The sequence below is a fragment of the Selenobaculum gibii genome (genome assembly GCF_030273445.1).
Classification (GTDB): domain Bacteria; phylum Bacillota; class Negativicutes; order ICN-92133; family ICN-92133; genus Selenobaculum; species Selenobaculum gibii.
On the sequence record NZ_CP120678.1, the window covers coordinates 521732 to 535861 of the forward strand.

Below are 14130 nucleotides of genomic sequence, written 5' to 3' on the forward strand. Positions count from 1 at the left end.
ATTTTCTTCGGTACTTTTTTAGTGGTTGATATAAATCTAGGCTTTGGCTAAATCAATAGCTGTTCGTGCCATGACTTCCATTCCGTAAAGAATTGCACGTTCATCGATATCAAATTTTGGATGATGATGTGGATAAATCATTTTATCCGTACCTGTGCCAATAAAGAAAAAAGCTCCGGGAACATGCTTTAGATAGTAAGAAAAATCTTCGCCACACATCACAGGAGGAACTTCTTCTACTTTGATTGGTGCGTGACATTTTTCTACTGCCTTAGCGATTGCTTTACTGTAGCTAGGAACATTGATAATTGCTGGATGCCCCAATAAAGTTTCAATTTTAGCAGTAGCATCATTCGCCGCACAGATTCCACTCACAATAGCTTCAATGCGAGCGAAGATTTGTTGGCGTACATTTTCATCAAAAGAGCGAACAGTTCCCTCAAGGGTTGCCGTTTCGGGGATGATATTGAAAGCATTTCCCGCTTGGATTGAGCCAACGGAAACAACAGCAAGTTCAAGTGGATCAATCGAGCGGCTCACAATCGTATTTAAACCGAGAACGATTTGAGAGGCAATTAAGATTGGATCAACGGTTTGCTGTGGCATCGAACCGTGCCCGCCTTTCCCATGTACAGTGATTTTAAATTTATCAGGCGATGCCATGAGATTGCCATAGGTAATGCCGATTGTACCGAGCGAAATTGGCTGCCAAATATGTGCGCCGATAATCGCATCTACATTATCTAATGCACCATCTTCAATCATAGAAACAGCACCACTGGGAAATTGCTCTTCACGAGGTTGAAAGATAAAGCGAAACGTTCCTTGAAGTTTATCACGCAGTTCGTGAATTATTTGTAAGGTGCCAAAGACAACAGCGATATGACCGTCATGACCACAAGCATGGCAAGCATTTTTATTTTTCGATTGATACGGTGTATTACATTCATCTTGGATTGGCAATGCATCAATATCAGCGCGAATCGCGATGGTTTTGCCTGAAATTTTACCTTGAATTTCGGCAATTACACCTGTAGTTCCCGCAGGGCGGCAGTTAATTTGCAGCGCTTTTAATTCAGCTAATAATTTTGCTTGGGTTTGATATTCCTCACCGCTAACTTCAGGATATTGATGAAAATGGCGACGAAGTGAAACTGCCCAAGGATGATGTTTTTGTGTAAGTGTATAGAGATTCATAAGATACATCCTCGTAGAATAAATTTAGATTTGTATAGAAACGCAGCTGGAGTAAGAAATCCAACTGAATTAAGTCTACTTTATTATATAAAGAAATCATAAGGATGGCAAAATAAACTTGCGAAATATTTGTGTGCCCTCTAAAATAAGAAATATATTTTGGTAAATACTATAAAGAATAAATAGTCTACATTGCATTTTAAATAAATGAGATGAAAGAATATAGGAGGAGAAAGATGGAACAAAAGTTAGAAAAGTATGCACGCCTTGTTGTGCGCAAAGGTGTAAATATTGAGAAAAACCAGATTCTTGTGATTAATGCGCCGATTGAATGTGCAGATTTTGCCCGCAAGATTGCAAAAGAAGCTTACTTGGCTGGAGCAAGGGATGTTGTGGTCAGTTGGAATGATGAGGTATTGGGGCGGATTCGGTTTATGCATGCGCCAGAAGAAATCTTTGATGAATTTCCTGACTGGCGCAAAGAAATGTATATCGGGTATGCACGGCAAGGCGCCGCATTTATCTCTATCGCAGCATCAGATCCGGAAATTTTAAAGGGCGTAAATCCGGATCGTATTGCAAGAACGCAAAAAGCGAGTGGAAATGCGTTAAAAGAATATCGTGAACGCATGATGAACAATAAAAATACCTGGTGTGTTGTATCAATTCCAACGGTTAACTGGGCGAAAAAAATGTTTCCGAAGTTGAGTGAAAGGGAAGCCATGGCGAAATTGTGGGAAGCGATTTTGGAAACGGTACGCGTTGGCGATGGAGACCCAATAGAAAGCTGGGAAAAACATTTGAATATATTGAAAAAAAATAAAGAGTTGATGAATCAATACAATTTTAAAAGTTTACATTACAAAAATTCGCTAGGAACAGATTTGACGATTGAATTACCAAAAGGACATATTTGGTTCAGTGGTTCTGAATTTACACCAGAAGGTAGAGAATTCGTTGCGAATATGCCAACAGAGGAAGTTTATACAATGCCGAAAAAACATGGCGTAAATGGTACCGTGGTTAGTTCGAAACCGTTAAATTATCATGGAAATTTGATTGAGGAGTTCAAATTGACGTTCAAAGACGGAAAAGTTATCGAGTATTCAGCAAAAAGAGGCCAGGAAATTTTAGAAAAGTTGTTGACTGCGGATGATAGTTCTGCTTATCTTGGCGAAGTTGCACTTGTTCCCCATGATTCACCGATTTCGAATTTGAATATTTTATTTTACAATACACTATTCGATGAAAATGCCTCTTGCCACTTAGCATTCGGTAAAGCATATCCAGTTTGTATTGCAGGCGGCGATAAAATGAATGAATCAGAACTGGAAGCTGCTGATGTGAATGATTCGATTATTCATGAAGATTTTATGGTTGGTACGAAAGATTTAGAAATTATCGGTATTACGGAAGATGGTAAAGAAGTAGCGGTATTTAAAAATGGCAATTTTGCTTGGTGAGGTAGAATTAAGAATTTTTACTGAAGGTCTTGTTTATTCCATGAAACATGAAGAATAAATCAGGAGGAAAAGCTATGTTAATCAGACAGGAAACAAGCAAAGATTGCAATATGGTTTATAGTCTTGTAAAAGATGCATTTGCAACCGCAGAATACAGCGATGGAAATGAGCAGGATTTAGTTGCTGCTTTAAGAAATGGGGTGGCATTTGTACCGGAACTTTCTCTAATCGCGGAGATTGACGGCAGGATTGCAGGACATATTATGTTCACAAAAGCAAGGGTGGGAGAGGACACAGTACTTGTCTTGGCACCGTTGTCCGTGCTGCCAGAATTTCAAAAGCAGGGCATAGGTACTGCTTTAATTGAAGAAGGTCACAAAATTGCCAAGAAATTAGGATATCAGTATTCGCTGGTCTTAGGAAGTGAAAAATATTATCCGCGATTTGGTTACCGTCCAGCAGAACAGTTTGGTATTGAAGTTCCTGAGGGGATATCTTCTGCCAATTTTATGGCAATCAACCTGCAAGATAATGTAAAGCCTATAAGTGGAACGGTAACTTATGCAAAAGAGTTTGGGATTTAAGAGTTATAGTAAAGCCGGATGATCAGCTTCATGTCGATCGTCCGGCTTTTGTTGTATATCGTTAGGTTAGATTAAATAATTCGCGTAATTCTTTTTCGTTAAGTTTGGATAAGAAATTTTCTCCCGGCTGGATGATGCTATCGATGAGCGATTTTTTCTTTTGTTGCAGGTTGAAGATTTTTTCTTCGATAGTATTTTTGGTGATTAATTTAAAGACTTGCACGGTATTATCCTGTCCTAAGCGATAGGCGCGGTCGGTTGCCTGCTCCTCAACTGAGGGATTCCACCATGGGTCGTAATGAATAACCATATCAGCGCCAATTAAATTCAGTCCTGTGCCACCAGCTTTGAGCGAGATTAAGAATACCGACTGATCACCGCTATTAAAGGAGTTTGCCATTTGCACGCGGTCAAGTGCCGGGGTAGATCCGTCTAAGTAGTAATAGGAAATGTTGCGATTTTTTAATTCGTTTTGCAGAATCGCCAACATGCTGGTAAATTGAGAGAAAATCAAAACGCGATGATTCCCGTTTATGGCATCGACTAACATCTCCAGCATCAATTCAAGTTTCCCACTACTGCCGTGATAATCTTCGAGGAATAAACTTGGATGACAGCAGATTTGGCGTAAGCGCGTTAAAATAGATAAAATTTTTATTCGACTTTGCTCAAAGCCATTTTTAGCAAGTTCGGCTTGAAATTCTTTTTGGGCTTGAATGAAATAGCTTTGATAAATTTTTGCTTGCTTGTCGGTCATTGTATTGATTAATTTACTTTCAATTTTTGGCGGTAATTCCGTTAATACTTTGCTTTTGATTCGGCGGAGAATAAATGGGGTAATATAACGGTTTAAATCTCGCATAACGAGAGGGTCTTGTTTTTTTACAATCGGAATTTCAAATTTTTTCTTAAAGGCACTATGTGATAATAGATAGTCAGGCATGATGAAGTCAAAAATCGACCACAATTCAGTCAATGTGTTTTCAATCGGTGTGCCTGTGAGGGCAAAATAACCATCAGTTTGAAGATGTTTTACGGATTTTGCATTTTGTGTATTGGGGTTTTTAATATGTTGCGCTTCATCGAGAAAACAATAGTGAAAATGGCGGTTTTCGTAGTCTGTAATATCACGTTTTAAGATATTATAGGTAGTGATAATAATATCATAATTGTTACTCTGTTTGAGTAGCTCAAGTCGTTCTGCTCGTGATCCAGTGATGACGAGTGAGGTAAGTTCTGGTGCAAATCGCTCAATTTCTTCTTGCCAATTGTAAATGAGTGAAGTCGGAGCAATCACGATGGACGGCAGTGGAGATTTTGATTTTTCCGATAAGATGAAGGTGATGACTTGCAACGTTTTCCCCAAGCCCATATCATCAGCGAGGATTCCGCCCAATTTGTAATGAGCCAAAGTTTTAAGCCATTTAAAGCCGATTTTCTGATAGTCGCGTAAGATGGCATTGAGTGATGGCGGTATAGCAATATCCAGCTTTGCCGGTTCGGTAATATCAGAAATGAGCTGATTGAATGCCTGATTACGTGATAATTTTAATCCTTCAATATCGCGCGATAAGTTGTCGAGGTAGAGCGCTTTTGCCAAGGAGAGTTTGATTGTATTGCTATTTTTAGGGACTTTTAGATTTAAGTGTTCAGCTAAATCAGCTAAATTTGCTAATTCATCATTGTCTAAATTGATAAAGGTACCATTTTTCAAACGATGGTAGCGTTTTTTTAAGCGATAGGAACGCAGCATGGAAAAAATATCTGGCAAATTTAAATCGTCTGCTTCAAATGACATTTCAAGTACATTGTCATCGCTTACACGAATGCCAGTAGAGAGATTTTCGATTCTTTTTATTGGGTTTGCTTTCATCGTGTCGCTGTAATAGATTTCGGCGCAATTGGTAAGTTCACGAATTCCATCATTCAAGAAGTCATAAATCTGCATTTCATCTGATTGTACATAGTGATTTTTTTGTGGGGTAAATGCATATTTGGCGAATAACGCATGAATTTTATCTTCTTCTTGTTGATCGCGAATCAAAATTTTATCTCCGGTATGATTAACGATTTCTTTATTGAGAAAAGGATTAATTTCGATATCACCGTATTTGAATTTGAGATCGGCATAGAGAGAGTTTTTATCTTGATCAAGATAAATCGCAGCATTAAGCGGCAAAATATCATATTTTTTCATAATTGTATTGGAAACATCCAAAGATGCTATTTTTTCTAATTCAGGCATAACATTTGAAAAAAAACGTGGTAGGTCTTCGGTATGAATCGGGAGTGTAATCCCGGGACTTTGTTCAAAAGCTAGTGAAAGCGGCTTTATATAGGTTGAAAACTCTTTATCAACATGATATAAAGTATCGTTTACCCACAAATAACGATAATGATGGTCTAGCGGGAGAATTGATGTTTTTCCAAGTGATAATACGGCTTTGCCGTAAGCGTTATTTTCTAATTTGATTTTTAGATTGGGTCGATCATTTAGGATGATTGTCTGTGGATACAAATATCCATCAAAAGAAAGGTCAAACGGGGTGTTTTCCATGATTGCGAAAAATTTCTGTAAACTGGTAGGAGTTAAAAGAAAACTTTTATTCACCGCTACTTTACTGTCACTAATCGTGTACGGTGATAGACTTTGTTCATCTTCATATGCCGTTATTAAGAGATTGTAAAGTTGTGCAGAGATAGAATCGAAATTTGGCATTACAGAATGTAAGGTGAATTTTGCGCCAAATTTAATATCTTCTTTTAGATACGCGGAAGATAGAAAATTTTTCATATTGCGAATTACATATTGTCGTTCACTGCCAATTGTAAACTCAAGGTCAGCGGCAATTTTTTTATAGTAACGACGAATATTTAATGTTGGAATAAGATGGGCGACTTTTTCATTTTGGGGAGACTGGCGAATGCTTTGGAAAAAATGAAAAAGCAAGTTACTAGGCTCTTGCTTCTTTACAGGCGGCTGTTTATCTAAATTACATTCTTGAATTCGCTTTAAAACAGCAATGACGTGTTTACAAGCGCCAATATATTTATGGGATGCAGGACAATCACAATGATATGCGGAGATATGGTCGGCATTTTCGTTCAAAGTGATACGCACGTTATAGATGTCAGAGCCGTAAACTAAGGCGCTAAATGTATTTTGATTGGCAGTGAAATCTTTTACATAATGATTTCGATAATAAGATAAGCCGCGACTAAACGTTTCAATGGTCGCAGCCGATTTTTTTATAAGTTCATCGGTAAGCATGTTTATTAACCTCGAATCTTTTTAAATCACCCAGCTAATCCCTGGATAACGAGTTCTAAGATTCAGGTGAAGTTAAAATTCCATCTAAATTAAGAACTCTGTTTATATTCTAGCCATCTGTTGAAATTCCTCTGACAGTATTATTTGCTAAAACTTTACCTTAAAACCAGATAAATATTGAAAAATGCTGATTGAACCGCTATAATAACAAGAAGTGTTAGAAACGTTAAATATAAAGTTATAATTATGTTTTATTTATTATTATTTAGGTTGAAGTGGGGGCGGCTATTATTTTTAAAGGTTTGCTGGATAAAGAGGTATGGAAAGCTGCATTACCGATTTGTTTTGGGTATTTATTTTTAGGTTCGGCTTGTGGCGTTTTTGCCCAAAAGGTAGGACTTACAGTGTGGCAGAGTGGAATTATGTCAATTCTCGTTTTTGCTGGCAGTGGACAATTTATTGCCATTGCAATGATGGGGGGCGGCGCTTCTATCTTATCGATTGTTTTGACTACATTTATTGTTAATTTACGGCATGTATTATATAGTTCAACTTTAGCTACTTATTTGATGCGCCAATCTTCACGATATTTAGGTGTATTTGCACAAGGGATTACAGATGAAACTTTTGCTGTAAATTTAAGTAATTTTTCGCAACCAAGGTGGACACCGGATCGAGCATTGGCACTAAACATCATCTCGCATAGTGCTTGGATTTTCAGCAATATGCTTGGAAATGTATTAGGAAATATTATCTTAGTCGATATCGCCGTTGTAAACTATACATTAACAGCGATGTTTATTGGCTTATGGACGTATCATTTTAGCAATAAATTACTGATTATGATTGGGTTATTTGGCGGTGTTTTAGCTTTGGGATTATCAAGTGTTTTACCGCATAAATTACATATTGTTGTTGCAACGTTAATTGCAGCAACAGCAGGGTGTGTTATCGAAGGTGGGGCGAATAAGAAATGATGAGTACAACTGAAATTATGTATTGTATATTAGGCATGTGTATTGTTTCTTATATTCCACGTGCATTACCTCCTTTTATTTTAGCAAGAGTGAGCCTATCGCCAGTCGTTGAACGATGGTTACGTTATGTGCCAACATCAATTTTTGGTGCACTCGTCTTTTCAGAAATTTTTATTAATGGCGATCATTTAAATCTAAGTCTAAATAATATAAATTTACTTGCTTCGCTGATTGTACTTGTCGTTTCGCTAAAGACAAAATCCTTAGCGAAGAGTATTGTAACAGGGATACTTGTTTATTGGATATTAACGAATTTTATATAATGCTAACGATGGAGAATAGAGAAAATCGACAATCCTTAAAGGATTGTCGACTTTTATTATGGATTAAAATTAACTATTAAATGGTGGTGGGTTATAAATAGAAATAATATCGCCTATCTCCCCTATCGCAGTTGCAATAAGAAATAAATCGTCAATATTGATTTCTTTTTGCTTACATTTACAAATTAAAATATTTTGTAAAATTTGTAGAGCAAAAAGCAATACACCATTTGCTCTTGCGGCGGCTCGATTGCTAGATTTAAATGCTTGGCACCTTGTTTCTTCAAGCAATTTTTGTAGATTGAGATGATGACAAGGACAACGGATAACTCTAGGATCGTTAATTGTTTGATTTGATGTTTTTGTTGTAGTTGTATTGTCTACACAAGTCGTTGTGACGGTTTTATCATCAACGGTATCTGTAACTACAGTTGTTTTGTTATCTTGGCAGGTTTCAGTACGAGTAATTGATGTTGTTTCCATAATTTATTCCTCCTTCTTAACTATTGAATGGTTGCGGATTATTAATATTGATTCCATCGCCTAAAACTGCTAAGGCAGAAGTAATTAATACAACATCATCTAAATTGAAATTCTTAGAACGGCAAAGCTCTTTGAGGACTTCTTGTAGAATAATCATTGTAAATACCATAATTGAATTGCTGGTTGCAATTACGATATTAGAAGATCTGAAAGCACATTGACATGCATCTTCAGCAAGCTTATCTAAATCTAAATGCCCACAAGGACAACAGCAATCATTTTCATCTGGTCTGGTAACGGTAATAGTTTCATTTACATCATTTGATTGGTTCGTCGTTATTTGCGTTGTTTTTGTATCTTCGGTAGCTGTTTCTACACTTTGTGTATTACAGGAGTTTTCTGTATTGGTTACTGTTGTATCAGCCATAGTATATACCTCCTAGAAGAATTCATGCTAAATAATATGAGAAGATACGCTACTCCATGCATAAAAATGGGAATGAATTAAAAACATCTACAGATTTTCTGTAGATGTTTTTAGGATTAATTTAATTTAAATACATGCCCTTCTCCAGCTTTGGCTAAGGCATGTAAATAATCTTGCTTTTCATTTAATCCAATACAAGAAAAATGGATATGGTGCTTTTTTATTTCTTTTGCCATAAGTAGGGCATCTTCGAGGGGATTGTTTAAGTTACCGCTTGTATAGCAAGGAAGTCCATCTGTGATAAGAAATAAAAATGGCTTTCGTAGTCGTTCTGTTTTTAGGTACTGTAGGCTGATTTTAAATCCTAATGCGAGCGGGGTTGCTCCACTTGGCTGTAGTTGATTTAAGGTATCAATCAGCTTGTTTTTATCTCTAGTAAAAGGTAGAGCAATCGTTGCATTTTGATTATGGAAAGTAATAATACTGATTTTGTGTGAGGTGATTTCACGCAACTTAAAGATAAGCTCTTTGGCAGTATCAATGCGCCATCCACCCATACTAGCGCTTGCATCAAGTAAGAGACAAATTTCTGCATTGGTTTTGCTATTGGTAGAGTAAAAGGCTAAATCATCGACTTGAATAGAAAAATTTTTTTTATATTGATTAAGTTGTCTTACGGCAGCATTATGAATGGTTGTTGAGATATCGAGTGAAAAATCATTTGCTGTTGATGATTTACTAATCTGCTTACTCACAATTGATTTAACGTTTTGAATGTTTTTTATTGGGTGATGTTGACCGGGTTTCTTTTTTAAATAATTTCTAATTCGCCAAATTAAATTGTGCAGTGATTGTGGAAGCGGAAATTTTTTCGATTTTGTTGCTTTGATTAGATTAGATGTATGGGGAATCTGCCTTAGTAAACCAAGTAGAGTTTGTTGTTGGCTTTTTTGCCCAGTCGTAGAAGCACTGCTTGCTTGCTGGTCTTGACCGGATAAAGTTTCATCGCCCATAGAGGGAGATGAAGATTTTTTCAATTCTTTCATGGCAAAGGTTGTATCAGAAGTAGTTTCTCGGCGCAGTGCAGAATCATTTTTGTCAGCATAATCTGATACATTCATATATTGATTATCGTCACTATATCCATTGCTTATCTGTTCTATCTGGCGTAGTTCTAATTTATGGTTTAAAATAACTTTTTCTAAAGTTTCAACTAGATAGAAAAGTAAAACTAAATGTTCATGAGAGAGTGAGAAGGCTAAATGAATATGATTTTGATGGGTATAGCATAGAGATTCTTTTGTACCATAAGTTAAGCTTCCAGTAATTCTTCCACCGCCAGTTCCCGTTTGGATATCAAACAAATCTGGATTCGGCAAATTGGCTTTCTGCAGGCTATATTTCCCGTAAGATTTGATAGTTTCAATTACTTTTTTTGCGGCTTGGTGATGATTTACTTTGCCGCATTGATGGAAAACGTCAAGGTGAAAAATTTTATTTTCTATGATTTGTCCATAGAAAAACTTACCAGCATCTGCATTGACGACAATTTGAATGTTTTGTGGTGAAGAGGCTTTGTAAAGATGAATTTTTTTACTTAATACACTGCTTTCTCCAATCCCGATACCGCTGTTTTTATTTAATTGTAGTTGAAGTTCTTCAGATAAATATGTTAAATTTTCATTAGATAAATCGAATATATTCTTCATTTTTCCTCAGGTTTTTGCAACCAATCAGCTTCTTTTAATTCACTAAGAGGCGTGGCAATTTTTGGTGGGGAGATGATATCTTCTTTTGTAGAAGTTTTTAATTGCGGTTGATGATGGGATGGATCTTCATTACGTTTAGTATTTGCAGTAAGGGCGGACATTGAAGGAAATTTGGGCAAAAGTTTGATGAGTTGTTTCAGAAATTGTTGCAATCTGGAAAGGGAGAATTTTTTTATTGTAGGTTTAGGTGTATGTTCTGCGATGACACCAGCGCTTAGGGAAAAAGGTATTTCTTGATGGCTTTTAATTAGGTCAAGGTAGTGAAGAATTTGTTCTATTGTCTGCATGGATACACGATGGGATAAAGTTGGAAGGATCGCTTTTATGATATCGTCAATTTGTGCTGTGTTTCGTTGGCTAATCGCAGCTTCTAAGCGTGATGCAGTTTCAATTGCTTGAATAGATCGAATGCTTTCTAAATTGAATTGGACGTAAATGGTTGCAAGAATTTGTTGAAGGTCATCACGAAAAGAGATATTATCCAGTTTAGGAATAGAAAAGGTTTGAAAAAGTTCTGTGTCTGGAGAGGTTTGATTTAGAATTCTCTGTACAGAAGTCACATCAGATGGTTGTTTTACTGGAATTGTTAAGTCGAAGCGATCTGATAGCTGCCGCCGAACATCGGCGAGTCTTCCGGGTTCTTCGTCTGGATTGGAAGCTGCCCATATACTAACCTCTACAGGCATTTCGACGATTGGTAGTCCAGCTTCTTCGATTTGGATTCTGCCCGGTTTTGTACCCATTACGTCTAGAAGAATATCAGCTAGTTCAGGGGAGGTATCAGCAAGACGATTAATTTCATCGACAAAAATAATTCCACGATGTGCTTGTGGTATTGTTCCAGGCAAAAGTGCAGCTGTACTATTTTCACTATTTACTAATTTACTTAAATCAATGCTGCCAACTACGGAGGCAATTTTAGCTGAATGGGAGATTTCTAAAAAAGGTCGTGGAACAAATTCAGTTCCGATTGTAGCAATTTCCTCTTGCGTCAAATTTTTGTGTTGTGGGCAATGAGGATTTTTAGGGTCGCAATTGTAAATGCAGCCTTTGATGCGTTCGATTGGTGGCAACAAAGCGTGAGCTGCACGAAGAGCCGTTGTTTTTCCCGTACCGCGCAATCCTTCGGCGTGCAGGTGAAAGGGTAGATGATTACAAGCGGCGATGACTGACATTTCTATCGCATGAAACAGCGGCTCAATGCCGTTGTGACGAATCAGCTGATGATACTGCATAAAAATCCTCCTCCAATAAATTACGAGTTCGAAATATTAAAGAAAATACAGGAATGGTGTTATTTGTAATGTAAGCATAAATTTATGGTTTTCTCACCTGTAGGGTTCACTTTTTTAAAAAAACTTATTCTTGTTTTATTTGCATTGTCTTTATTTATTTTCGTGTATAATAAAGATAAGATATTTTGATTTAAGGAGAAGTTCATGAGTAAAATTCTTGTTTTAGCAGAAAAACCGTCAGTGGGCCGAGATTTGGCACGTGTTTTAGGGTGTAATAAAAATGGCAACGGCTTTATTGAGGGAAATCGATATATTGTAACTTGGGCATTAGGACATCTTGTAACTCATGCCGATCCAGAAAAGTATGGTGCGAGTGCGAAAGCTTGGAAAATAGAAGAACTGCCAATTATGCCAGAAGCGTTAGACCTTGTGGTAATTAAGCAGACGGCAAAACAGTTTCAAAATGTAAAAACGCAATTGCATCGCAAAGATGTAAGTGAAATTGTAATTGCAACTGATGCCGGACGTGAAGGCGAATTGGTCGCAAGGTGGATTATTATTAAATCTGGTGTACATAAACCAATCAAGCGCCTTTGGATTTCCTCAGTTACGGATAAAGCGATTAAAGACGGGGTTGCGCATTTAAAAGATGGCAGACTTTATGAAAATTTGTATCAATCTGCTGTTGCAAGGGCGGAAGCAGATTGGTATGTAGGAATTAATGCAACTCGCGCTTTGACATGTAAACATAATGCGCAACTTTCTTGTGGGCGAGTACAGACACCAACTTTAGCAATTATTGCAAAAAGGGAAGAACAAATTCAGAATTTTAAACCGCGTGAGTATTATGGAATTAAAGTTTGGGCAAATCAAGTGGAATGGACTTGGCAAGAGAAAAAAAGCAAAGCTACAAAAGTTTTCATGAAAGAGCAGGCAGAAAGTATTATAAAGGAAATCAAAGGACAAAAAGCACAGGTGGTTGAGGTCAACTCAGTGCAAAAGAAAATGTTTGCACCAGAGCTATATAATTTAACAGAATTACAGCGAGATGCAAATAAGATTTTTGGTTTTTCGGCAAAAGAAACGCTTTCTATTATGCAAAAACTTTATGAGTCGCATAAAGTACTGACTTATCCAAGAACGGATTCGCGTTATTTATCTGCAGATATTGTGCCAACGATTAAGGATCGCTTAAAAGCGTGCGGAGTGGCAAATTATACGAAGTTTGCATTTCAAGCAAGTAAACAGATCGTTGTTAGTAAACATTTTGTTGATGATAAAAAAGTTTCTGATCATCATGCGATCATTCCAACTGAACAATTTGTTAATTTAGGTGCAATGACGGATAAAGAACGTAAAATTTATGATTTAGTGGTGAAACGCTTTATTGCAGTACTTTATCCACCATATGTATATGAGCAGAAAACGCTGCTTGCAAAAATTGGTGAGGAGAGCTTCATTGCACGTGGTAAGACGGTACAAAGTTTAGGTTGGAAAGAAATTTATCAAAGATCTTTGGATGAAGAGAGTGACGGCGAGGTTAGAGAGCAAAAGTTGCCACAGATTAAAGAAGGCGATGGATTATCGGTAGGAAAAATTGAGTTAACGCAAGGAAAAACGAAACCGCCAGCACCGTTTACGGAGGCTTCACTTTTAGCAGCGATGGAAAATCCTATACAGTATATGGAAGAATCAAATCAAGCGTTAAAGCAAACCTTGAATGAAGCTGGTGGCTTGGGAACCGTGGCAACGCGAGCTGATATCATTGAAAAATTATTTGCGTCATTTTTATTAGAAAAACGCGGCAAGGATATTTTTATTACAGAAAAGGGTAGACAATTACTTAATCTTGTTCCAAGTGAATTAAAATCGCCAGTTTTGACTGCAAAATGGGAACAAAAATTAAGTAGTATTGCAAATGGTGCATTAGGCAAAGCTACCTTTATACAGGATATAAAAAGCTATGCTGCTCATGTTGTAAAAGCGATAAAAAATAGTGAAGATCGTTTTCGGCATGATAATTTAACAAGGACAAAATGCCCTGAGTGCGGAAAGTTTATGTTGGAAGTCAACGGGAAAAAAGGCAGAATGCTTGTCTGCCAAGATCGTGATTGCGGTTATCGTAAAGGTTTGGCTAAAGTAACAAATGCACGTTGTCCAAATTGTCATAAGAAGCTCGAATTGCGTGGGGAAGGTGCAGGACAAATTTTTGCGTGTGTTTGTGGATACCGGGAAAAGTTATCGACATTTAAAGAGCGTAAAAGCAAAGAATCAAGCACGAAAGTATCAAAGCGTGATGTGGCAAGGTTTATGAAAGACCAAGCGAAAAGTTCAGAAACACCAGTAAATAATGCTTTAGCGGAAGCATTAGCAAAATTAAAATTAAATTGAGGATTGTGTT

At 37.0% G+C, this 14130-nt stretch carries 11 protein-coding genes; 5 read left to right on the forward strand and 6 right to left on the reverse strand.

Features of this window, described 5'->3' with window-relative positions:
• Positions 1-36: 36 nt before the first annotated feature.
• Complete coding sequence (locus P3F81_RS02375; RefSeq protein WP_309320589.1) at positions 37-1197, reverse strand: M20 metallopeptidase family protein; 1161 nt, start codon at positions 1195-1197, stop codon at positions 37-39.
• A gap of 236 nt (positions 1198-1433) precedes the next feature.
• On the opposite strand from P3F81_RS02375, the gene P3F81_RS02380 reads away from it, so the two are divergent.
• Complete coding sequence (locus P3F81_RS02380; protein ID WP_147666677.1) at positions 1434-2660, forward strand: aminopeptidase; 1227 nt, start codon at positions 1434-1436, stop codon at positions 2658-2660.
• 74 nt (positions 2661-2734) lie between these two features.
• Positions 2735-3244, forward strand: coding sequence for a GNAT family N-acetyltransferase (locus tag P3F81_RS02385; protein ID WP_147666675.1), 510 nt, complete (start codon positions 2735-2737; stop codon positions 3242-3244).
• A 61-nt stretch (positions 3245-3305) separates the two neighbouring features.
• Here the strand turns inward: P3F81_RS02385 and P3F81_RS02390 are convergent, their stop codons facing one another.
• The gene (locus P3F81_RS02390; protein WP_147666673.1) at positions 3306-6515 is read right to left on the reverse strand and encodes a DEAD/DEAH box helicase; all 3210 of its coding nucleotides are present in this window, start codon (positions 6513-6515) and stop codon (positions 3306-3308) included.
• A 275-nt stretch (positions 6516-6790) separates the two neighbouring features.
• On the opposite strand from P3F81_RS02390, the gene P3F81_RS02395 reads away from it, so the two are divergent.
• Together P3F81_RS02395 and P3F81_RS02400 are read left to right on the forward strand one after the other, a co-directional pair.
• Positions 6791-7492 carry an AzlC family ABC transporter permease gene (locus P3F81_RS02395; RefSeq protein ID WP_147666671.1) on the forward strand — a complete coding sequence of 234 codons (702 nt, stop codon included), beginning with the start codon at positions 6791-6793 and terminating at the stop codon, positions 7490-7492.
• Positions 7489-7815 carry an AzlD domain-containing protein gene (locus P3F81_RS02400; RefSeq protein ID WP_147666669.1) on the forward strand — a complete coding sequence of 109 codons (327 nt, stop codon included), beginning with the start codon at positions 7489-7491 and terminating at the stop codon, positions 7813-7815. The genes P3F81_RS02395 and P3F81_RS02400 overlap by 4 nt, the downstream gene beginning before the upstream one ends.
• 69 nt (positions 7816-7884) lie before the next feature.
• Here the strand turns inward: P3F81_RS02400 and P3F81_RS02405 are convergent, their stop codons facing one another.
• The 4 genes from P3F81_RS02405 to P3F81_RS02420 form a co-directional block, all read right to left on the reverse strand.
• Positions 7885-8298 (reverse strand): hypothetical protein, encoded by a 414-nt coding sequence (locus P3F81_RS02405; protein ID WP_147666667.1) that lies wholly within the window; start codon positions 8296-8298, stop codon positions 7885-7887.
• A gap of 16 nt (positions 8299-8314) precedes the next feature.
• Positions 8315-8725 (reverse strand): hypothetical protein, encoded by a 411-nt coding sequence (locus P3F81_RS02410; protein ID WP_147666665.1) that lies wholly within the window; start codon positions 8723-8725, stop codon positions 8315-8317.
• Between the two features lie 116 nt (positions 8726-8841).
• Positions 8842-10434, reverse strand: coding sequence for a vWA domain-containing protein (locus P3F81_RS02415; protein WP_147666663.1), 1593 nt, complete (start codon positions 10432-10434; stop codon positions 8842-8844).
• Entirely contained in the window at positions 10431-11729 is a 1299-nt protein-coding gene (locus P3F81_RS02420) for an ATP-binding protein (RefSeq protein ID WP_147666661.1), read from the reverse strand. Before P3F81_RS02420 ends, P3F81_RS02415 begins: the two co-directional genes overlap by 4 nt.
• 204 nt (positions 11730-11933) lie before the next feature.
• Here P3F81_RS02420 and P3F81_RS02425 point away from each other — a divergent pair, with 204 nt between their 5' ends.
• Entirely contained in the window at positions 11934-14120 is a 2187-nt protein-coding gene (locus P3F81_RS02425) for a DNA topoisomerase III (protein ID WP_147666659.1), read from the forward strand.
• Positions 14121-14130 lie beyond the last annotated feature (10 nt).

What these genes read in the sequence shown, in the direction of transcription:
- P3F81_RS02390 (WP_147666673.1), bottom strand. Translation starts at nt 6,515, where the DNA reads ATGCTTACCGATGAACTTATAAAAAAATCGGCTGCGACCATTGAAACG.
- P3F81_RS02375 (WP_309320589.1), bottom strand. Translation starts at nt 1,197, where the DNA reads ATGAATCTCTATACACTTACACAAAAACATCATCCTTGGGCAGTTTCA.
- P3F81_RS02410 (WP_147666665.1), bottom strand. Translation starts at nt 8,725, where the DNA reads ATGGCTGATACAACAGTAACCAATACAGAAAACTCCTGTAATACACAA.
- P3F81_RS02400 (WP_147666669.1), top strand. Translation starts at nt 7,489, where the DNA reads ATGATGAGTACAACTGAAATTATGTATTGTATATTAGGCATGTGTATT.
- P3F81_RS02425 (WP_147666659.1), top strand. Translation starts at nt 11,934, where the DNA reads ATGAGTAAAATTCTTGTTTTAGCAGAAAAACCGTCAGTGGGCCGAGAT.
- P3F81_RS02405 (WP_147666667.1), bottom strand. Translation starts at nt 8,298, where the DNA reads ATGGAAACAACATCAATTACTCGTACTGAAACCTGCCAAGATAACAAA.
- P3F81_RS02380 (WP_147666677.1), top strand. Translation starts at nt 1,434, where the DNA reads ATGGAACAAAAGTTAGAAAAGTATGCACGCCTTGTTGTGCGCAAAGGT.
- P3F81_RS02420 (WP_147666661.1), bottom strand. Translation starts at nt 11,729, where the DNA reads ATGCAGTATCATCAGCTGATTCGTCACAACGGCATTGAGCCGCTGTTT.
- P3F81_RS02385 (WP_147666675.1), top strand. Translation starts at nt 2,735, where the DNA reads ATGTTAATCAGACAGGAAACAAGCAAAGATTGCAATATGGTTTATAGT.
- P3F81_RS02415 (WP_147666663.1), bottom strand. Translation starts at nt 10,434, where the DNA reads ATGAAGAATATATTCGATTTATCTAATGAAAATTTAACATATTTATCT.